Annotated in this window: 14 protein-coding genes; all 14 read left to right on the top strand. The window is 70.7% G+C overall.

The annotated features are described in order from the left end of the window. The first annotated feature begins 114 nt into the window (after positions 1-114). Positions 115-1,137: an ABC transporter gene (locus AC4FS1_RS09370; RefSeq protein WP_491154444.1), complete on the top strand. Its 1,023-nt coding sequence runs from the start codon at positions 115-117 to the stop codon at positions 1,135-1,137. A 2-nt stretch (positions 1,138-1,139) separates the two neighbouring features. After that, positions 1,140-1,631, top strand: a complete 492-nt coding sequence (locus AC4FS1_RS09365; protein ID WP_491154442.1) for a DUF6121 family protein — start codon at positions 1,140-1,142, stop codon at positions 1,629-1,631. A 29-nt stretch (positions 1,632-1,660) separates the two neighbouring features. Next, the gene (locus AC4FS1_RS09360; RefSeq protein WP_491154440.1) at positions 1,661-2,323 is read left to right on the top strand and encodes a spermidine/putrescine ABC transporter substrate-binding protein; all 663 of its coding nucleotides are present in this window, start codon (positions 1,661-1,663) and stop codon (positions 2,321-2,323) included. Positions 2,324-2,450: 127 nt separating this feature from the next. After that, complete coding sequence (locus AC4FS1_RS09355) at positions 2,451-3,584, top strand: serine/threonine-protein kinase (protein WP_491154438.1); 1,134 nt, start codon at positions 2,451-2,453, stop codon at positions 3,582-3,584. Then, positions 3,584-9,562 carry an Ig-like domain-containing protein gene (locus AC4FS1_RS09350; protein ID WP_491154436.1) on the top strand — a complete coding sequence of 1,993 codons (5,979 nt, stop codon included), beginning with the start codon at positions 3,584-3,586 and terminating at the stop codon, positions 9,560-9,562. The genes AC4FS1_RS09355 and AC4FS1_RS09350 overlap by 1 nt, the downstream gene beginning before the upstream one ends. A 28-nt stretch (positions 9,563-9,590) precedes the next feature. Beyond that, entirely contained in the window at positions 9,591-10,556 is a 966-nt protein-coding gene (locus AC4FS1_RS09345) for an AAA family ATPase (protein WP_491154435.1), read from the top strand. Further along, positions 10,553-11,926, top strand: coding sequence for a DUF58 domain-containing protein (locus tag AC4FS1_RS09340; RefSeq protein WP_491154433.1), 1,374 nt, complete (start codon positions 10,553-10,555; stop codon positions 11,924-11,926). The genes AC4FS1_RS09345 and AC4FS1_RS09340 overlap by 4 nt, the downstream gene beginning before the upstream one ends. Further along, complete coding sequence (locus tag AC4FS1_RS09335; RefSeq protein WP_491154431.1) at positions 11,923-14,394, top strand: transglutaminase family protein; 2,472 nt, start codon at positions 11,923-11,925, stop codon at positions 14,392-14,394. The genes AC4FS1_RS09340 and AC4FS1_RS09335 overlap by 4 nt, the downstream gene beginning before the upstream one ends. Then, entirely contained in the window at positions 14,391-15,776 is a 1,386-nt protein-coding gene (locus AC4FS1_RS09330) for a DUF5684 domain-containing protein (RefSeq protein WP_491154429.1), read from the top strand. Before AC4FS1_RS09335 ends, AC4FS1_RS09330 begins: the two co-directional genes overlap by 4 nt. A gap of 7 nt (positions 15,777-15,783) precedes the next feature. Then, on the top strand, positions 15,784-16,347 hold the full coding sequence (locus AC4FS1_RS09325) for a hypothetical protein (RefSeq protein WP_491154427.1): 564 nt from the start codon (positions 15,784-15,786) through the stop codon (positions 16,345-16,347). Positions 16,348-16,587: 240 nt separating this feature from the next. Then, complete coding sequence (rpsL, locus tag AC4FS1_RS09320) at positions 16,588-16,956, top strand: 30S ribosomal protein S12 (RefSeq protein WP_484510388.1); 369 nt, start codon at positions 16,588-16,590, stop codon at positions 16,954-16,956. 5 nt (positions 16,957-16,961) lie between these two features. Then, the gene (rpsG, locus tag AC4FS1_RS09315; RefSeq protein WP_150920673.1) at positions 16,962-17,432 is read left to right on the top strand and encodes a 30S ribosomal protein S7; all 471 of its coding nucleotides are present in this window, start codon (positions 16,962-16,964) and stop codon (positions 17,430-17,432) included. A 74-nt stretch (positions 17,433-17,506) separates the two neighbouring features. Then, complete coding sequence (fusA, locus tag AC4FS1_RS09310; RefSeq protein ID WP_491154424.1) at positions 17,507-19,621, top strand: elongation factor G; 2,115 nt, start codon at positions 17,507-17,509, stop codon at positions 19,619-19,621. A gap of 159 nt (positions 19,622-19,780) precedes the next feature. Beyond that, positions 19,781-20,974, top strand: a complete 1,194-nt coding sequence (tuf, locus tag AC4FS1_RS09305; protein WP_491154422.1) for an elongation factor Tu — start codon at positions 19,781-19,783, stop codon at positions 20,972-20,974. Positions 20,975-21,136: the final 162 nt, after the last annotated feature.

The raw sequence follows: 21,136 nt of genomic DNA, 5'->3' as shown, positions 1-21,136 counted from the left end.
AGCGGCTGGCCGCGGATGGACATCGACACACGACGGCACGCCTCCCCGAGCGGATGGCAAGCGCGCGTTACCCTTCGAACGCGGGGATGCACCCCGCGTGAGGAGTGCTGGGCGATGAGTGATCCCAAGTCGTCGTACGGCGACCCGGTCGACGAACCGACGGATGCGGAGCGCGACGCCGACGTCGTCAGCCGCGCACGCGAAGGCCTCGCCGAGGCTGAGGCCGCGCGCGCCGACGTGCCCGCCGAGTCGTCCGAGTCGTCCGAATCCCCTGAGCGTCCCGTCGACGACCGGCCGCAGAGGGTCGTCGTCGAGGAGACCGTGGTCGTGGAAGAGCGAGACGACGACCCCGATGATGCCCGGTGGGCCATGTACGCCGCATCCGCCGAGGCTGAGGCTGAAGCCGACGCGCGTGCCGCCGAGGCCCGCGCCGACGAAGCCCGCGCCGACGCCCGCGCTGCCGAAGCACGCGCCGACGACACCCCCACCGTCGCCGCAGTACCCGTGGGGACGCCGAGCGAGCCGGTTCCCGACTCCGCCCGAACCTCGTCGGCGCCCTACGGCGGGGCGCAGCCGATCTTCGTCCAGGCCCCCGAGGCGCCGCGACCCCGCGGCAACCGTGGAGCCGCCGGCGCGATCGGGCTGCTCGCCGCCCTCGTCTTCGCCGTCCTGTACCTCGCCGCGACCCTCGGTCTGCAGCTGCTCAACCGCGAGATCGAGGTGTCCGGGCTGGCCGATGCCACGCTCGCCGCCCTCACGACGTGGGCGTTGTGGGTGCCGGTCGTCGTCTTCTTCATCGCGTTCTGGCTGCTCGGAGCGGTCATCAACCGCGGCCGCTGGGGTCACTGGGTCGTGTGGGGCATCCTCGTCGGACTCGCCGCGTACGCCGGCCACCTCCTCGGCGAGCTGTTCGAGGCACCCTTCTGGATGCTGACCGCCCGTGAGGGTGCGGAACTCATGGAGGGTGCGGTCCTCGCACCGCTGGCCATCGTCGCCTTCGTGCTGGGTCGCGAACTCACCATCTGGTTCGGTGCGTGGGTGGCAGCCCGCGGCCGCCGCATGACCGAGCTGAACGAGGAAGCTCAGCGCGAGTACGAGCGCACGCTCGAGGCCGGCCCGCAGCTGCACCGCGCCTGACGATGACCCGCGACGCCGGTGCGGAGGGCGGACCGGTACCGCCCGCGGTCGCCCTGGCGTTCGCCGTCGTCGGCTTCGTCGCCCTGGCCATCGCGGGGCTCGGTCTCACGAGCCTCGCACTGGACGCCGACGTCATCGCCACGCCCGGCCTCGGCCAGATTCCCGGGGTCGTGGGGATGCTGCTGGCCACGGGCGGATTCGCTGCGGCCCTGTGGTTCTTCGGCCTGCGGGCGGAGCATCCCGCGTACGGAACCGGCATCGTCACCGGCCTCGCCGCCTACCTCGGTGAAGTCATCGGCGTCGCCGTGGGCGCGTTGATCAGCGGCAACGGCCCGGCGGCATCGTTCGCGGCCGCCGGGGGAGTCGCGATCGGGTGGCCGGGAGTGGTCATCGCCGTCACGGGTCTCCTCGCCGGATGGGGCGGTATCGCGCTCGTGCGTACACACGGGCGGCGGCCGCGCTGGCCGTGGGAGCGCGACGAGGACCCGTCGTGAGCCTCCGGCGGGGACTAGCGTAGATCTCCGTGGAGCGCTCGCTCGAAACCCAGGTCAGCCAGGCGGTGGACGCCTGGCTGCGGTGGTTGCCCCGGTGGGAGCCGTCCACGCACCGCGGCCGGATCGCACCGTGTCGCCGCTGCTTCGGCTCGCCGGTCCTTTCGGCGGCGGGGCTCGGCGCCGATGTGCCCCACGGGGTGCAGCACGGGCTGTCCACCCGGGTGAAGACGATCGTCGACACGGCGGTCGCGGAGTACACGGCCAGGAACCTGCCGATGCTGCAGGCCGAACTCGACCAGCAGTCCGCCCGCAATCGCGCGCGCAGCTACCGGCCCGCCGAAGGCCTGGAGCCGGAGTTCGAGGGGCTGCCGCTGGACCCGGAGCCCTCTCCCGGTGCGCCGTTCCTCTTCACGGTCTCGGGGATGGCCGCCGAGGAGGAGGAAGCGATCCCTGCCCTTCCGCCGCTGAGCGAGGAGGCGAAGGCAGCGCTCCGCCAGGAGGTCGGGCTCGCCGACGACTACGCCAACATGATCGGACGGGAGGTGTGTGCGATCCTGCTCCACCATCGGCTGCGCATCCAGGCCGCGGTGACGGAGCACGTCGAACCCCAGATCACCGCCATGCTGGAAGAGCTGACGCGATCGCTCGACTCGCCGTTCGACCCGAACGACCCCGGGCTGCCCACCCTCTGAGCCCCCGCCGAGGGGGGATGCCGCGTCCCGCGACCAGGTGCACCCCGCGGATTTGTTACCATGACCGGGCTTGCACTGTTACGCGCCACCGACGGCGTGATGGGGATACCGACCGGGGGAGGCGGGGTTGCCGACACGCCTGCCCGCCGCGCCTCCGATTCTTCCGGGGCTGGCGTACATCCGGCCGCTGGGCTCCGGCGGCTTCGCCGACGTGTTCCTGTACGAGCAGGACATGCCCCGTCGGAGCGTCGCGGTGAAGGTGCTGCCCAGCGACGTGCGCGACCCTGATCTGCTGCGGATGTTCAACGCCGAAGCCGACGTTCTCGCGCACCTGTCGGCGCATCCGTCGATCGTCACCGTGTATCAGGCGGGGATCTCCGCCGACGGACGGCCGTACATCGTGATGGAGTACTGCCCCGGTTCTCTGGCCCAGCGGTATCGGGTGGAACGCATCCCCGTCCCCGAGGTGCTCGCGATCGGCGTGAGGATGGCCAGCGCGCTGGAGACCGCGCACCGCGCCGGCCTGGTGCACCGCGACGTCAAGCCCAGCAACATCCTCACCACCACTTTTGGCACGCCCGTGCTGGCCGACTTCGGGATCGCGTCGGCCTTGGCCCGCCAGAGCGCCGATGAGGTGCTCGCCATGAGCGTGCCGTGGAGCGCCCCGGAGGTGGTCGCCGAGCAGACGGCGGGCACCATCTCGAGCGAGGTGTGGAGCCTCGGCGCGACCGTGTACTCCCTGCTGGCCGGGCACAGTCCCTTCGAGCGGCTCGAGCGCGGGCAGAACACGCGGGAGCAGTTGCGTCGGCGGATCGCCCGGGCGAGCTACACGGAGATCCCCCGCGCCGACGTCCCGGGTTCTCTGCAGACGGTCCTGGCGCGCACGATGAACCGTGACGCGCGCGAACGGTACGCCAGTGCTCTCGAGGTCGGTGAGGCCCTGCGAGGCGTGCAGGCCGAACTGGGGCTGGCGGTCACGCCGCTCGAGGTGGCGGCGGACGGGTGGTCACCCGGAGGACGTTCGGTGGATTTCTCCGACACGTCGCTGCGCGGCACGGTCCGCAGCACCGTCGAGCACAGCGGGCGCCGCAAGGTGCGCTCGGCCACCGGCGTCGCAGGCCTCGCGCGCGACGAGGACACCGACATCGCGGGCCAGGACCGACGCGTCCGCGCCGTCGTGCCCTGGGTTCTCGGGGGTGCGGCTCTGATCGCCGCAGCCGCCGTCGCAGTGGCGGCGCTGTTCGCCACGGGGATCCTCTGATGCGTCGGCGATCCATCGCCGCCCTGGCAGCGGGAGGTGCGGCCCTCGCTCTCGTGGTGGGCGTGAGCATCGTGTGGCCGGGACTCGACGCGCAGGAGACCCCCGAGGTGGACACCTCGGTGTGGGCGCTCCAGACCGGCGAGGGACGGCGCTACGCGCGGGTGAACACGTCCATCGGCGAACTGGACACCGTGCGCAGCGTCAGCAACCCCAGCTCCGTGGCCCAGTCGGCCGATGGGGCCTTTCTCTTCTCCGACAGCTTCAGCAAGCTCACCCGCATCGACGAGGCTCTACCGCGCGACCTGGATGACGAGGCACTGCGCTCCTCGGAATCCACCCCGGCCGGAACCACCGACGTCGTCACCGCGGGCGATTTCGTCGCGTACCGCACCGACGCGGGCACCGTGCACGCGGGTCGCCTGTCCGCCGGCGACGCCGCGCAGCTCGACCCGTTCGCAAGCGACGGCGACGATGAGGACACCCCGCCGTACACCGCCGATGCGCTCACCGTGAACAGCGAAGGGATGCTGTTCGCGTACTCGTCGGCGGATGAGTCGGTGTTGCGTTACGACCTGCGCGCCGGCGAGGTGCGGGGGCGCGACCCGCTGGCTGCCGAGGTCGCCAGTCCTGCGGTCACCGCGGCGGGAGAGGTGTGGGCCGTGGTCGACCGGGAGAGCGGGGAGGTGCTGCTGCGCGGACGGAACGAGCCCGTCGACGTCGGCCTCGCCGGCGACGTCCGGGTCGGAGCGGCCGATCCGAACGGCGACGCGGTCTATCTCGCGGACGAGACCGGGCTGGTCACCGTTTCGACCGAGGGCGCGGTCACCGCAGAGGTGGAGCGGGGCGCGACGGTCCTCGGGACGCCTGCCGACCCGATCGTGCACGACGGAGAGGTGCTCGCCGCGTGGCTCGGCCCCGCAGACGGCGGCGGGACGCTGTGGAGTTCCCGCTCCGGCGAGACCGCGCTCGACTACGGCGGCGAGACCATCCCCGACGAGCGGCGGCCCGTCTTCGTCGCCACCGGGGAAGCGGTGATCCTCAACGAGACCCGCACCGGCTGGGTGTGGACGGCACCGGACGGCGCGCTCGTCGCTTCCAGCCAGGACTGGTCGCTGGATGACCGTCTCGATCCAGCCGCGGTGCCCAGCGAAGAGCAGCTCAGCGTCGTGCTCGACCCCAAGCCGCCGATCGCCGAGGCCGACGCCTTCGGCGTGCGCGCCGGGCGCCTGGCGACCCTGCCGGTGCTCCTCAACGACCACGACCCCAACGAAGACGTGCTGAGCGTCGATCCGGCATCCGTCGCAGGCCTCGACCCGGGCTTCGGCGTCGTCACGGTGACCGACGACGGCCAGCGACTCGCGGTGCGCCTGGAGCCCGGCGCATCCGGTTCCGCGAGTTTCCAGTACGTCGTCACCGACGGCACGGCGGCCGACGGTCTGCGGTCGGAGCCCGCGAGCGTGACCCTCACGGTGTCCGAAGGCGACGGCGCCCCGCAGTGGTGCGGCGTCGAGGGGTGCCTGGTGCCCTGGCCGACCCCCGAGGTCGCGCGCGGCGGAACCGTCACCGTCCCCGTGCTCCCGGGATGGGTCGACCCCGACGGTGATCCGCTGCTGCTGCTCTCGGTCGACAACCCGGCAGGCATCGGCACCGTGGCATCCACCCCCGCCGGCGACATCGTCTACCAGCACGCCGATGACGGGTCGGGCGGTGAGCAGCTGATCGAACTGAACGCCACGGTCGCCGATACCTCCGGACAGATGTCCACGAAGCCCCTCCTGGTACGGGTCAGCCCCGACCCCGCCCTGGCCGTGCAGTCCTTCGCCGTTATCGACACCGTGGGCGCCGGCCTCATCGTCGATGTCGCCCCGCACGTCACCGGCACGGCCGGCACCCTCGCGGTGACCTCGGTGCGCGTGCTCGACGATGCGGCCGCCACCGCCACCGTCCTCGGCGGAACGACGACGTTCGACTTCACCGCCGCCGACCCGGGCACCTACCGTGTGGGGTTCACCGTCACCGACGGGCGGACCGACGCCACCGGCACGGCGCGCATCACGGTGCTGCCCGCCGACGCGCCCGCCCAGCTGGCGACCTCCCCGGTCGTGGCGTTCGTCCACCCGCAGCAGGATGCGACGCTCGACGTGTTCGCCGCCGTGTCGAACCCGACCCGTCGCGTGCTGCTCCTCAGCGAAGTGGTCGCCACGGCTGACGACGGCGCCACGCTGTCGGTGGATGCGGTGGGCCAGAACAACCTGCGGGTCTCGGGCACCACCGCCTCCGGCGCCCCGGGCCGCCTCGGCACCGTGACCTATACCGTCAGCGACGGCACCGAGGACGCCGGCGCTCGCGTCGGCGGCGAGGCGACGGTGTACCTGCTTCCGCCCGCGCCGGAGATCGCACCGATCGCGGTGGACGACGCTGTCACCGTGCGTGCCGGTGCACAGATCGACATCCCCGTGCTCGACAACGACATCTCCCCGGCGGGAGGCCGGCCGAGCCTTGACCCCTCGACGGTGACCTCCACCGATGCCGACGCGCTCGCGTTCTCCTCCGGCGGCGTGCTGCGCTACCTCGCGCCGCTCGAACCCGGCGACTACGGCGTCGATTACTCCGTATACACCACAGGATCGCCCGCGCTCCGCGACACCGCCAGCGTCCGCATCCGGGTGCTCCCCGAGGACGAGAACCGCGCCCCATCGCCGCGGACGCTCGAAGGCCGGGTGCTCAGCGGCGGCACGACCAGCGTCGAGTTCGACGGGTTCGGGATGGATCCGGACGGCGATGTGGTGACCCTCGACCGCATCCTGGAACAGCCCGAACGCGGATCGGCGAACATCTCCGCCGACGGCGCCTCGATCGTGTACAACGCGCTGCCGGGCGACCGAGGACAGGTCTCGTTCCGCTACCGCGTCGAGGACGCGGCGGGGGCGACGGGCGAGGGCACCGTCCGCATCGGCGTCCTCGACATCGAGGCGAACCCGAGCCCCGTGACGTTCACCGACTACGTCGAGGTGCAGGCGGGGGAGGACAACACCATCCGGGTGAGTCCGCTGGCCAACGACATCGACCCCACACAGGGCACGCTGAGCCTCACCGACGTCCGTCCCGATCTGCCCGAGGTGCTCACCGACGGCAGCGCGAACCCCGAGCACGCCCGCATCGAGGAGCACATCCTCTCCGTGAGCGACACGGAGGTGGTGCTCGCCGCCGGCGAGGAGCCCGCGACGATGTCGTTCCTCTACGACGTCGAGTCCGACTCGGGCAACACCGGTCGTGGACTGGTCGTCGTGCGGGTCGTGCGCGAGAGCGTGCCCGACTATCCGATCGTCTCCGACACCGTGCTCTCGGTGGAGAATCGCGAAGAGTTCGAGTCGGGCGTCGATGTCCTCACCGGCAAGGCCGCGTGGTCGCGCGGCGATGTCGCCGACCTCGACGTGAGCCTGTGGGGCGAGCCGGAAGGCGTCGAGGTGGAAGGACGTCGCCTCAGCGGTGCGCTTCCCGCCCGCACGCGCGTCATCCCGTTCGCGGTGACCGGCACTGTCGGCGAGGAGGAGGTCACGACCTACGCGTTCCTGCGCGTGCCCGGCGACGACGACCTCGACCTCGCCCTGCGCACCGGTACCCCGCCGCAGGAGGTGCCCGAGCTCGAATCGGTCTCGTTCGACATGGCCGACCTCGTCGCGCTGCCGCGCGGGGCGACCCTCGAGGTCGGCGACGACGTGCGCGCCTCCGGGGCACGCGCCGAGGCCGGCTGCGCCCGCGAGTCGGGCACGGGTGTGCGGTACGACGCCGGCGCGGGGGCGCCGTGGACCGACTCCTGCCAGGTGCCCGTGCGCCTCGAGGGCACGGAGGAGTGGACATCGGTGTCGGTGCCGCTCACCGTCGTCGCCCGTGATCCGCAGCCGGAGCTTCGCCCGGGGTCGCTCACCGTCGGTCCGGGCGAGACGGCGACCTTCGACCTGCGCAACATGACCACGTGGCAGCTGGCACGGGAGGACTGGGACGCGATCCAGTACAGCCTCGAGCCGGCCGGTGCCGCGTTCGAGGTGTCACTGTCGGGATCGATCGTCACGGTGGTCGGCGCCGACCGGGCGGTGCCGGGCACCGAGACGGCGGCGCTCGTCGGGGTCACCAGTCACCCGTCGGTGGCCCCCGCCCGTCTCGTCCTGAGGGTCGGTGCCGCCCCGTCGGCCCTCCCGCAGGGCGGCGCGGTGACCCAACAGTGCTCCCAGGCCGCGGGGTCGTCCTGCACGATCGCCGTGATCGGCGCCGGCGGCGAAGTGAACCCGCTGCCGCGGACCCCCCTCGAAGTCGTCGACGTGCGGCCCACCGGGGTGTGCGTGGGCGTCAGCTTCCGGGTCGCCTCGGCCACCGCGGTCGCCGCATCCTGGACCGGGGATGCGCCGGGCGCCACGTGCACGGCATCCTTCTCGGTACGTGACGCCCAGGGGCGGACGACCGCCTCCGAGCGGGACGGACGCATCCTGCTCGACCTGCAGGGGTTCCCGAAGGCGCCCGCGAGCGTGCGGCAGACCGCCTATGGCGACGGAACGGTGACGCTGCGCGTCGATGCGGGCGAGTCGCGGCTGGCCTATCCGGCGCTGACGGGCTTCGTGGTGCGGAGCGCCGGCGTGGAGGTGGCCCGATGCTCCGCCGACGGCACGTGCCCGGTCATCCCGGCGCCCAACGGCGAGCAGCGCGTGTACGAGGCGTGGGCCGTCAACGGCGTGGGCGAGTCGCGCGCGAGCGTCCGGACGACAGCGTGGGCGTACGACACCCCCGGTCGTCCCGCCAACGTGTCGTGGGCGCCTGTGCCCAACGGCAACGACGGCGGCCTCATCGAGCTGACGATCACCGGCATCGACGCCGCCGAGACCGGCTCGCTCCAGATCGCCAGCGCCACCGGTGAGACGCAGAACGTTCCCATCGGGCGCAACCAGGACAGCGTCGACCTGCCGCGGTACCGCGTCGGCACGAACGTGGCCACCGCGGTCACGATCACACCGGTCTCGCGGTATTCGCTGCCGCCGGGCCTCGGGGGCCGCCCCAACGGCGACGCCTACACCGTGGAGGCCAACGGCGTCGGCGCGCCTCTGGATCTCAGCCTCGCGCTGAGCTCCCGATCCGACGGCGACGGCACGTCCACCGTCACCGCGCAGGCGGCAGCGCGGGTGAACGGCTCAGGGTCGCAGCTGCGCTACGGGATCGTCCTGTACAACGAGCGGTTCCGGTGCGATCCGCGATCGGGCGGCGAGCAGGCGAGCTTCTCCGGGCTGCCAGACGGGGATGAGTACCGGTTCTTCGTGTGCGCCGAGTCGGTGTACGGCGACCGGGCGTTCGGCACCGCGCAGGCTGAGGCGTCCGTGCGTGCTGTCCAGAGCGACCGGGCCCCACAGGGATGGACGTTCCGGGTCGACCCGCAGCCGACGATCAGCGGGCAGGAGGCCCGGTGGAGCATCACCGAGCAACCGACCTCGACAGAGACGCCGCCGAGGCGCAACAGCCCCGAGTTCAACACCGGCTTCCCCCCTTCCCCTTACGGCACCGACCCGGGCATCCAGGTGCGCTATGTCCATGAGTGGTGGGGGCCGACGACGGCATGGGCACCCGTGCGACCGGCCAGCGGGAGCGCCCCGTTCCAGGTGAACGCCCGATGGTCCGCCACCTGCATCGGCGGGTCGGACCTGCAGCGCTCCGGGCAGTCGTCGAATGCGCCGTCGGGGCAGTCCGCGGCCATCACCTTCACCAACGCGAACCTTCGCTACTACGACGCCAGCAACCAGGTGCTCCCGCACACCGCCGACACGTGGCTCGTCCCCGTCGGGGCGACCCGCGTGGACGGCATCCGGGTCAGCGTCGACTGGAGCGCCCTCGGGTGGAGCCTCAACGGGGTGCAGAACCAGCAGTTCTCCGTGAGCTGCGACCCGAACAATCCCGTCCCCCCGCCCGCCGAGCCGCCCGTGGTGCCCACACCATGACCCACCCCGTCCCAGGAGGACCGCACCGATGACCCTCACCCAGGAGCAGGCGACCTGGTTCGCCATGACGTTCGGGCAGATCGCCGACAACGTCGAGCGTGCCGTGCTCGGCAAGCGTCACGTCGTCGAGCTCGTGCTCACGGCGATGCTGAGCGACGGCCACGTGCTCCTGGAGGACGTACCCGGAACAGGAAAGACCTCGCTCGCCCGGGCGATCGGGCAGTCGGTGCAGGGGACGAACACCCGCATCCAGTTCACCCCCGATCTCCTCCCCGGCGACATCACGGGCATCACGGTGTACGACCAGAAGACCGGTCAGTTCGAGTTCCACTCGGGCCCGATCTTCGCCAACATCGTCCTGGCAGACGAGATCAACCGCGCGAGCCCGAAGACGCAGTCCGCGCTCCTGGAGGTGATGGAGGAGGGCCGCGTCACCGTCGACGGCGTGACCCGCCCGGTCGGTGTGCCGTTCCTCGTCCTCGCCACCCAGAACCCGGTGGAGCAGGCCGGCACCTATCGGCTGCCCGAGGCGCAGCTGGACCGGTTCATGATGCGCACGTCGGTCGGCTACCCCGACCACGCCGCCACGGTGCGCATCCTCGATGGGGCGCCGATGGCGATCGCCGAGCTGTCACCGGTGATCACGCCGCAGGCGCTCGTGGGAATGGCCGACCTGGCCGCCGAGACGTACGTCGATGCGCTCGTGCTGGACTACATCGCCCGGCTCGTGGATGCCACGCGCTCCGCCGACGAGGTGCGTCTGGGTGTCAGCATCCGCGGTGCCCTCGCCCTCACGCGCGCGTCCCGCGCCCGCGCCGCCTCTCAGGGGCGCACCTATGTCACCCCCGACGATGTGAAGGCGCTCGCCGTCGCGGTGCTGTCCCACCGGCTCATCCTGCACCCCGAGGCGGAGTTCGACGGCGTCACTCAGGAGGCCGTGATCGGGCAGGTGCTGCTGGATGTGGCACCGCCCACGCAACGCGAGGCCGTATGAGTCCGACCGAGTCGCGCGTCACCCGCACCTCCGTCTCGTCCACCGGCACCACGACCCGCTCGTCGGTGACGTCGGCCACGACGACGGCGCGACGGCGGCGCGCACTCGTGCGCGCGGCGGTGTGGGGGACCGCGGCCTGGCGGGCGATTCTCGCCGGAACCGCCGCCGCGGTGCGCTGGAGCGCCCATACGGTGCGGCCGGCCGGCGCGCTCGTGGTCGTCGCGGCAACGGCGGGTCTCGTGCTCGGGATCGTCTTCGGCTGGGTCGAGTGGATGGTCGCGGGGGCGGTCGCGCTCCTTCTCCTGCTCATGAGCGTGCCGTTCCTCTTCGGTGCGCGCGCGTACGACGTCGACCTCACCCTCGCGCACGAGCGGATCGTCGCGGGGCAGGGGGTGGAGGGGGAGATCGTCGTCCGCAATCACGGGCGGCGCATCGCGCTCCCGGGGCGCCTCGACATCCCCGTGGGCCGGGGCCTGGTGGAATTCGGGGTGCCGCTGCTGCGTCCCGGGCACACCGTCGCTCAGCCGCTGGAGATCCCCGCCCTTCCGCGGGGGATCATCCGCGTCGGGCCGGTCACGACCGTCCGCAGCGACCCGATCGGACTGGTCCGCCGGGAGCACGCCTTCCGCGACGTCCATGAGGTGTTCGTTCATCCGCGCACCGTGGCCCTTCCGTCCACCAGCGCGGGCCTCATCCGCGACCTCGAGGGAAACCCGACGCGGCGCCTCGTGAACGCCGACATGTCGTTCCACGCCATCCGCGAGTACGCGCCCGGTGACGCCCGCCGGCAGATCCACTGGAAATCCACCGCGAAGACCGGCCAGCTCATGGTGCGGCAGTTCGAGGAGTCGCGGCGCTCGCGCATGGCCGTGGTGCTCGCCACCGCGCAGCAGGAGTACGCCGACGCCGACGAGTTCGAGGTGGCCGTCGGCGCAGCGGCCTCTCTCGGCCTCCGCGCCGTCCGCGACGCGCGCGACCTCGACATCGTCACGGGGTCGGAGATCCCGCGGGTGGTGCGGGGGCGGCTGCGCGCGATCTCCCACATCCCGACGGTCTCCCCGCGGACGATGCTCGACGGGTTCAGCGCCGTCCAGCAGTTCGAGAACACGATGGGCGTCGAGGACATCTGCCGTCTCGCCTCGGAGGCGAACGAGCGGCTGTCGATCGCGTTCGTCGTCGTGGGCTCACTGGTGGCTCTGGGCCGCCTCCGCTCGGCGGCGCTCGCGTTCCCCGTGGACACCACCGTCGTCGCCGTCGTCTGCGATGAGCGCGCGCATCCGCGGATGCAAGCGCTCTCGGGCATCTCGATCCTCACGATCGGCACGCTCGACGACCTCTCCGGACTGCTCCTGCGCGGGGCGACCTCGTGAACGCCCGGCGGGTGATCGGCGGGTCGATCTACGTCGCCATCACGGTGCTCGCCGCCGCGGTCGCCGCCTGGCCGGTGTACGCCTCCGCGCCGTTCGTGCTTCTCGTGGCGGTGGCGTCCGTCGTCGGTGCCGGCATCGCCGCGATCGTGCGGGTGCGCGGCTGGGGGCCGTGGACGGCAGCTGGCCTCCTCGCCGCGGCATTCGCGCTGCTGTGCGTCCCCGTCGCCGTGCCCTCCCGCCTCGGCGGCCCCTTCGACTTCCTCCGCGGGCTGGGGGATGCCGCGGCCGGCGTCGTCCTCGGCTGGAAAGACCTCGTCACCGTCGACCTTCCCGTCGGCGCCTACCGCAACCTTCTCGTGCCCGCCCTCGTCGTGTTCCTCGTCGGCACGTGCGCGGCGCTCCTCCTGGCGTGGCGCGCCGACCGCTGGGCGCTCGCCGCGGTCCCCGTCGGCTTCGGGATGCTGGCCTTCGGGCTCTTCTTCGGACGCACCGTCGTGAGCGACCCGTGGCGGGTCGGGCCGATCGCCCTGTCCGCGCCGGTCGAGACGATCCTCGGAGCATCCGGCCTCATCTCCGCTCTCCTCTGGCTCGCTTGGCGGACGCACGATGAACGGGTCCGCGCGCTTCACCGCGCCGCTTCCGCGAGCGGCGTGCGGGTGTCGCGGCGTCCCTCCCGCACCGATCGGCGCCGCACGGCGCTCGGAGCGGGCATGGTCGCCGTCGCGCTGATCGCCGCCGTCGCCGTCGTGCCGTGGGCGGCACGGGGCGCCGATCGCGATGTGCTGCGGTCGGTCGCCGGCCCCGAACGCGATATCGCCGCGGCCGTGAGCCCGCTCGCGGAGTATCGCGCCCACTTCTCCGCCGACGGCTCGGACGACGTTCTCTTCCGAGTGTCGGGTGAGGGCGAACTGCCCGAGCGTGTGCGCCTGGCGACGCTCGACGTCTACGACGGGGAGACGTATCGCGCGGGCGGCGAGGCGGATGCTGCCGCCCCGTTCGTCCGCGTCCCTTCGACGCTGGACCCCGGACCCGGGGCCGCCGTGGACGTCGAGGTCGTCGTCGAGGGCCTCCAGGGGATCTGGGTGCCCACGGCGGGTCGCCTGGCCTCCGTCGAGTTCGCGGGCGAACGCGCCGCCGCCCTGGCCGACCGTTTCTATTACAGCGGCGCAGCCCAAGCCGGCGTCGAGACGGCCGGCGGTGGTCTCCGTCCCGGCGACTCCTACCGGCTGCGTGCGGTCGAACCGGCGCCACGGGATCTCGCGGGCATCAATGCCCCCGGAGGGGAGCGTTCGGGCCCGGAGGCGCCGGAGAACCTGAGGCAGTGGGTCGAACAGCACGCGACCGGTTCTGACGGCGCCGCGCTCTCGGGGCTCGTGGAACTCCTCCGTGATCGCGGATTCCTCAGCCACGCGCTGTCCGTCCCGGACGACGCGCCTCCGCCGTGGATGTCGGCGCTCGCCGACTACCGGTTCCAGCCCAGCGCCGCGGGGCACTCCCTCGCCCGCATCGACACCATGTTCTCCCGGCTCCTCGACCGCGAGAGCGATCCTCGGGCGGTCGCATCCGGAAACTACGTCGCCGCCGTCGGCGACGACGAGCAGTTCGCCGTGGCGACCGCGCTCATCGCCGGTGAGCTCGGCTTCCCTGCCCGCGTCGTCGTCGGCGCGCGTCTCAGCGCGGCGGACCCGGGTGTCATCACGTGCGAAGACGGCGCATGCGAAAGTCAGGATCTCTCCGCGTGGACCGAGGTGCTCTCCGACGAGGGGGCCTGGATCCCGATCGACGTCACCCCCCAGTGGAGCCAGGCCCCGAGCCTCGAGGTGACCGAGCAGCGCGACCCCGAGAACGTCACCGAGGTGCGCCCCGACAGTGTCGAGGAAGTCGTCCCGCCCGAGCCGGTGCAGGACGACAGCGCACGCGATGAGAACGAGGACGAGACGGCGGGCTGGGACCTGGCCTGGCTGTGGCCGATCCTGCGCGTCGCAGGGATCGTCGCTCTTGTCCTGCTCCTGGTGCTGGGCCCCTTCCTGCTCGTTCTCGCCGCCAAGGCGGTCCGCCGCCGGGGGCGCCGCCGCGCGGCCGACCCCGCGCAGAGCATCGCCGGCGGCTGGGACGAGTATGTCGACGCCGGAGTGGATGCGGGGCGCGCGACGCCGCCCGCGGGCACCCGACCCGAGCTCGCCGCAGCCCTGGGCACCGCCTCCGGGGCTCAGCTCGCGGCCGTCGCCGACCGTGCGGTCTTCTCGCAGGAGACCACGACGGCGGACGACGCGGAGGAGTTCTGGCGGATCGTCGAGACCGAGCGTCGCTCGCTGACCCGCGGCGGGGGTTTTCGGCGCAGCATCCTCGCGGCCGTATCTTTGAAATCGTTCGTCCGTCTTGTGGCGCCGCAGGCGTCGAAGCGGGTGTCGCGCATCGTTGAGAGGGGGAGGCGCCGGACCATCGGTCGCGGGCGCATCACATCATGAACACCGAAACCATCACGATCGCGCTGGTACTGACTTCGGTCGTACTCACCGTCATCCTGTACGTGTGGATGGCTCTCGCCCTGTCCGCGCTGTTCCGCAAGGCCGGCGAGGAGGGATGGAAGGGCTGGGTGCCCTTCCTGAACCAGGCGATCCTCCTTCAGCTGGGCGGATTCTCGCCGTGGCTGATCCTGCTGATCCTGATCCCCGTGCTCGGCCAGCTGGCCGTCTACGTGCTCATCGTGATGGCCGCGCACCGCATCAATCGTTCGTTCGGGTACGGCGCGGGGATGACCGTGCTCGCGGCGCTGCTGTTCCTCATCTGGGCGAGCGTGCTCGGCTTCGGCTCGGCGCGGTGGATCGGCGGCCCGGTCGCCGGGCCGTCCCGCACCCCGGAGCCCGCGGCTCCTGCGGCTCCGCCGCTCGTGGGCGGATGGACGCCGTCCGCGCCGGCGCCGCCGGCGCCCTCGCTCGGTCCCGCACCCGCACCCGCACCGGCAGCGCGGCCCGCAGCCGCCGCAGCACCGGCGTCGTGGGCACCCGTGCCGCCCCCGCCCGCCCCTCCCGCCCGGCCTGCCCTCGCCCGGGAGGTGGAGGACAGCGCCGTCGATCCCGAAGACCGCATCGCGCCGCCGGCCCCTCGCCCCTCCGGGTCGTTCACGCCGCCCCCGGTGTCACCGCCGCCCGCAGCGCCCGCGGCCCCGGTCGTGCCCATCTCTTCGGTACCCGGCACCCGATCCGCACCGCCCCGCCCGCCGGCTCCCGCTCCGGTCGAGAGCGTCCCCGCGGCGCCGCCGGTGGCCGACGAATCCGAGCCCTGGGCTCGGGAGCGCTCGTACCACCGGGCGGATGACAGCTTCCCGGAGCTGTCCGAAGCCATCTCGGCTGTCGTCGGCTCGCCGGACGCGGGCGCGCCGCGCTCGGCGCGCTCGTCAGTCTCGGCGCTGTACGCGCAGTCGGAGATCCCCGACGACGACCTCGGTGCGGGGGAGCCTGCGGACGAGGACGAGGACGACCCCATCGATCAGACGATGATCGCCAAGCGCCGGCGGACGCCGTGGAAGCTCGTGCCGCCGTCGGGCGCACCGATCGACATCGCGTCGGATGTCGTCATCCTCGGCCGCCGGCCGGCCCCCGACCCGTCGTACCCCGACGCGCAGCTGGTGTCGATCCCCGACGAGACCCGTACCGTGTCCAAGACGCACGCGCGACTCGAACTGCGGGGCGAGACCTGGTACGTGACCGACCTCGGTTCGACCAACGGGGTCCTGTTCGCGACGTTGATGGGGACCGAGGTCGAGGCGCAGCCGGGGCAGGAGCTCGAGGCGGGGGAGAGGTTCTTCCTGGGCGACGCCGAAGTGCGCCTTCGCCGCATCGACTCTTGAGCCGGACATGACCGAACCGGCCGACGAGGACGACGTCACCATCTGGGCGGGGCGCCTGCGGGCGTGGCCGGGCTCGTCGCCCGACCCGGAACCCGACGCCGGCTTCGACGACGCGACGGCGCTGGTCGCGCGCGCCCCCGCCCCAGCAGGCCGGCGCCGGACCGCTCTGCCGGCGGAGCAACCCGTGCATCCGGAGCCGGAGCCCGAGCCGGAGCCGGAGCCGGACGCCACAGCGCTCCGGCCCCGCCCCGCGGATGCGGAACCGGGGAAGGCGACGCCCGGAACCGCGACGCCCGGAGCCACCGGCCCCGAGGGGCGGCGCACCGCGCGGATCCCCGAGCCGGAGTCTCGCGAGATCTACCGTCCCCGCCTCTCCCAGCCGGAGATCGTCGAACGTCGCGCTCCGGCCCCCCGCGCGCCGCAGCATCCCGTCGGCAGGGACGCCACCGCGGTGGGGGCGGCCCAACGGATGCGGCGGCGCCGTCGCCGCTGGGTGACGATCGTCGTGTGCGTGGCGGCGCTCGCGGCTCTCGCGGCCGCGGGAGGAATGCTTCTGCTCGCTCTCGGCTGAATCCCGCGTTTGCCACCCCTCCCGGACGCGCGTATCATTAGTCGGGTGTGCGCACATGCGCGCTCTGCGTCGTGCCCCGGCTCGCTGCAGGCGGGTACGCGCGGCATCTCAGGGAACGGCCTGCGAACAGGCCACCCCCACGGCATACCCACCAAAGATCGCGCCGGTTTTCCGGGCGCGCGGGCGGGTCTGTGGTGAAACCACATGGCTGTCACCGTGCAGCATTATCAAGGAGAGAACGTGCCAACCATTCAGCAGTTGGTTCGCAAGGGGCGTGCGCCGAAGGTCTCGAAGACCAAGGCTCCCGCACTGAAGTCGAACCCGCAGCAGGCAGGCGTCTGCACCCGCGTGTACACGACCACGCCCAAGAAGCCGAACTCGGCGATGCGCAAGGTCGCCCGTGTCAAGCTCCGCAACGGCGCCGAGGTCACCGCCTACATTCCCGGCGAGGGCCACAACCTGCAGGAGCACTCGCTCGTGCTCGTGCGTGGCGGCCGTGTGAAGGACCTTCCCGGTGTGCGCTACAAGATCGTCCGCGGCGCCCTGGACACCCAGGCCGTGAAGAACCGCAAGCAGGCCCGTAGCCGCTACGGCGCGAAGAAGGGTTGAGTTAGATGCCTCGTAAGGGTCCCGCCCCCAAGCGTCCCGTCGTCAACGATCCGGTGTACGGCGCTCCCGTCGTCACCCAGCTCGTGAACAAGATCCTCGTCGACGGCAAGAAGTCCATCGCCGAATCGATCGTGTACACCGCGCTGCGCGGCGTCGAGACCAAGAACGGCCAGGATGCGGTCGCCACCCTCAAGAAGGCGCTCGACAACGTGCGCCCCACCCTTGAGGTCAAGAGCCGCCGCGTCGGTGGTTCCACCTACCAGGTGCCGGTCGAGGTCAAGCCTCACCGCGCCAACACGCTCGCCCTGCGCTGGCTCGTCAGCTACGCCAAGGGCCGTCGTGAGAAGACCATGACCGAGCGCCTCCAGAACGAGATCCTGGATGCCTCGAACGGCCTGGGTGCCGCGGTCAAGCGCCGCGAAGACACTCACAAGATGGCCGAGTCGAACCGCGCCTTCGCGCACTACCGCTGGTAAACAGCTTTTCTGCATCCGGCCGGGGACACTGTCCCCGGCCGGATGCACCCCACAAGATGTAAAGGAAAACCCCCGTGGCACAAGAAGTGCTCACCGACCTCACCAAGGTCCGCAACATCGGCATCATGGCGCACATCGATGCCGGCAAGACGACGACGACCGAGCGCATCCTGTACTACACCGGAACCAACCACAAGATCGGCGAGACGCACGATGGCGCGTCCACGACCGACTGGATGGAGCAGGAGCAGGAGCGCGGGATCACGATCACGTCCGCCGCCGTGACGTGCTTCTGGGACAAGAACCAGATCAACATCATCGACACCCCCGGTCACGTCGACTTCACCGTCGAGGTCGAGCGCTCGCTCCGCGTGCTCGACGGCGCCGTCGCGGTGTTCGACGGCAAGGAGGGCGTCGAGCCCCAGTCCGAGACGGTGTGGCGCCAGGCCGACAAGTACGACGTGCCCCGTATCTGCTTCGTCAACAAGATGGACAAGCTCGGTGCCGACTTCTACTTCACCGTCGACACGATCGTCAACAAGCTCAAGGCGAAGCCGCTCGTCATCCAGCTCCCCATCGGCGCCGAGAACGACTTCGTCGGCGTGGTCGACCTCGTCGAGATGCGCGCCCTGGTGTGGGCCGGTGACGCCAAGGGTGATGTGACCATGGGCGCCAAGTACGACGTGCAGGAGATCCCGGCCGACATGGCCGACGTCGTCGCGAAGTATCGCGAGATGCTGCTCGAGACGGTCGCCGAGTCCGACGAGGCCCTGCTCGAGAAGCACTTCAGTGGCGAGGGTCTCACCGTCGCCGAGATCAAGGCCGCCATCCGGAAGATGACCGTCAACTCGGAGCTCTACCCCGTGCTCTGCGGATCGGCGTTCAAGAACCGCGGCGTGCAGCCGATGCTCGACGCCGTCATCGACTACCTCCCCTCTCCCCTCGACGTGCCCGCGATCGAGGCGCACGACCCGAAGAACGAAGAGACCATCATCGAGCGTCACGCCGACCGCGATGAGCCGTTCACGGCGCTCGCGTTCAAGATCGTGACGCACCCGTTCTTCGGTCGCCTGACCTACATCCGCGTCTACTCGGGTCACCTCGACTCGGGGAGCCAGGTGGTCAACTCGACCAAGAGCAAGAAAGAGCGCATCGGGAAGATCTTCCAGATGTACGCGAACAAGGAGAACCCGGTCGACGCCGTCACCGCCGGGCACATCTATGCCGTCATCGGGCTCAAGGACACCACCACCGGTGACACGCTCTCCGATGCGCAGCACCAGGTTGTGCTCGAGTCGATGACGTTCCCCGAGCCGGTCATCGAGGTCGCCATCGAGCCGAAGACGAAGGCCGATCAGGAGAAGCTGGGTCTCGCGATCCAGAAACTCGCGGAGGAGGACCCGACGTTCCGCGTCGAGCAGAACTCCGACACCGGTCAGACGGTCATCCGCGGCATGGGCGAGTTGCACCTCGACATCCTCGTGGACCGCATGAAGCGGGAATTCAAGGTCGAGGCCAACGTCGGCAAGCCGCAGGTGGCGTACCGCGAGACGATCAAGAAGGCCGTCGAGCGTCACGACTACACGCACAAGAAGCAGACCGGTGGGTCGGGTCAGTTCGCGAAGATCCAGTTCGCGCTGGCACCTCTCGAGGTCACGGCCGACAAGACGTACGAGTTCGAGAACAAGGTCAGTGGTGGCCGGATCCCGCGCGAGTACATCGAGCCGACCAACCAGGGCTTCCAGGATGCGATGGCTGTGGGCGTGCTCGCGGGCTACCCCATGGTCGGCGTCAAGGCGACGCTGACCGATGGCGCCGCGCACGACGTCGACTCCTCGGAGATGGCGTTCAAGATCGCCGGTTCCATGGGCTTCAAGGAGGCCGTGCGCAAGGCGAACCCGGTCATCCTCGAGCCGATCATGGCCGTCGAGGTGCGCACGCCCGAGGAGTACATGGGCGACGTCATCGGCGACCTGAACTCCCGTCGTGGCCAGATCCAGTCGATGGAAGACGCCGCAGGCGTCAAGGTCGTCCGGGCCAACGTCCCGCTTTCCGAGATGTTCGGCTACATCGGCGATCTCCGCTCGAAGACCTCGGGCCGCGCCGTCTACTCGATGGAGTTCGACAGCTACGCCGAGGTTCCTCGCGCGGTCGCTGACGAGATCATCCAGAAGACCAAGGGCGAGTAACACTCGCCCGGATGTCGGGGGTTCCCGAGCCTGGCGACGGGCCCCCGGCATCCAGCAAACTCAATACCGACTCTCTAGTAATCTGAGAACCATCCCCGTAGCTGTCCGGTCGCAACCCAGTGCCCGGAAGTCCTACACGAACGTCCTGAGGAGGACCCAGTGGCTAAGGCCAAGTTCGAGCGCACCAAGCCGCACGTCAACATCGGAACCATCGGTCACGTTGACCACGGCAAGACCACGCTCACCGCCGCGATCTCGAAGGTGCTCGCCGACAAGTACCCGTCGTCGACCAACGTTCAGCGCGACTTCGCGTCGATCGACTCGGCGCCCGAAGAGCGCCAGCGCGGCATCACCATCAACATCTCGCACGTCGAGTACGAGACCCCGAAGCGTCACTACGCCCACGTCGACGCCCCGGGCCACGCTGACTACATCAAGAACATGATCACCGGTGCCGCACAGATGGACGGCGCGATCCTCGTGGTCGCCGCGACCGACGGCCCGATGGCTCAGACCCGTGAGCACGTTCTGCTCGCCAAGCAGGTCGGCGTGCCGTACCTGCTCGTCGCGCTGAACAAGGCCGACATGGTCGACGACGAGGAGATCCTGGAGCTCGTCGAGCTCGAGGTCCGCGAGCTGCTCTCCAGCCAGGACTTCGACGGCGACAACGCTCCCGTCGTCCGCGTCTCGGGCCTCAAGGCTCTCGAGGGTGACGAGCAGTGGGTCAACTCGATCGTCGAGCTCATGGAAGCCGTCGACGAGTCCATCCCCGACCCGGTGCGTGACAAGGACAAGCCGTTCCTCATGCCGATCGAGGACGTCTTCACCATCACCGGCCGTGGCACGGTCGTCACCGGTCGCGCCGAGCGTGGCACGCTGGCGATCAACTCCGAGGTCGAGATCGTCGGCATCCGCCCGACGCAGAAGACGACGGTCACCGGTATCGAGATGTTCCACAAGCAGCTCGACGAGGCGTGGGCCGGCGAGAACTGTGGTCTGCTTCTTCGTGGCACCAAGCGTGACGACGTCGAGCGCGGCCAGGTCGTCGTGAAGCCGGGTTCGGTTACGCCGCACACCAACTTCGAGGGAACCGCGTACATCCTCTCGAAGGACGAGGGTGGCCGTCACAACCCGTTCTTCACGAACTACCGCCCGCAGTTCTACTTCCGCACCACGGACGTCACCGGCGTCATCACGCTGCCCGAGGGCACCGAGATGGTCATGCCCGGTGACACCACCGAGATGTCGGTCGAGCTCATCCAGCCGATCGCCATGGAAGAGGGCCTCGGCTTTGCGATCCGTGAGGGTGGCCGCACCGTCGGCGCCGGCACGGTGACGAAGATCCTCAAGTAAGTCTTTCGACTTCACCGACAGGGGTCGGGCCTTCGGGCCCGGCCCCTGTCGTCGTATCCGGAGGCTGCCGTTTGTTTCGTTCAGATGAACAAACTGGGACTCAGTTAGCGGTCAGTTGTGGTTTTCCTGAGAATCTCGATAGATTGACGGAGAAGTAGCGGG

The organism is Microbacterium sp. Z12_35, from assembly GCF_058310475.1.
This window is presented reverse-complemented; position numbering and strand designations above follow the sequence as displayed.

Excerpts from the sequence above, each read along its gene's own strand:
- AC4FS1_RS09370 (WP_491154444.1), top strand. The coding sequence starts at position 115 with ATGAGTGATCCCAAGTCGTCGTACGGCGACCCGGTCGACGAACCGACG.
- AC4FS1_RS09365 (WP_491154442.1), top strand. The coding sequence starts at position 1,140 with ATGACCCGCGACGCCGGTGCGGAGGGCGGACCGGTACCGCCCGCGGTC.
- AC4FS1_RS09350 (WP_491154436.1), top strand. The coding sequence starts at position 3,584 with ATGCGTCGGCGATCCATCGCCGCCCTGGCAGCGGGAGGTGCGGCCCTC.
- AC4FS1_RS09345 (WP_491154435.1), top strand. The coding sequence starts at position 9,591 with ATGACCCTCACCCAGGAGCAGGCGACCTGGTTCGCCATGACGTTCGGG.
- AC4FS1_RS09340 (WP_491154433.1), top strand. The coding sequence starts at position 10,553 with ATGAGTCCGACCGAGTCGCGCGTCACCCGCACCTCCGTCTCGTCCACC.
- AC4FS1_RS09330 (WP_491154429.1), top strand. The coding sequence starts at position 14,391 with ATGAACACCGAAACCATCACGATCGCGCTGGTACTGACTTCGGTCGTA.
- AC4FS1_RS09325 (WP_491154427.1), top strand. The coding sequence starts at position 15,784 with ATGACCGAACCGGCCGACGAGGACGACGTCACCATCTGGGCGGGGCGC.
- rpsG (WP_150920673.1), top strand. The coding sequence starts at position 16,962 with ATGCCTCGTAAGGGTCCCGCCCCCAAGCGTCCCGTCGTCAACGATCCG.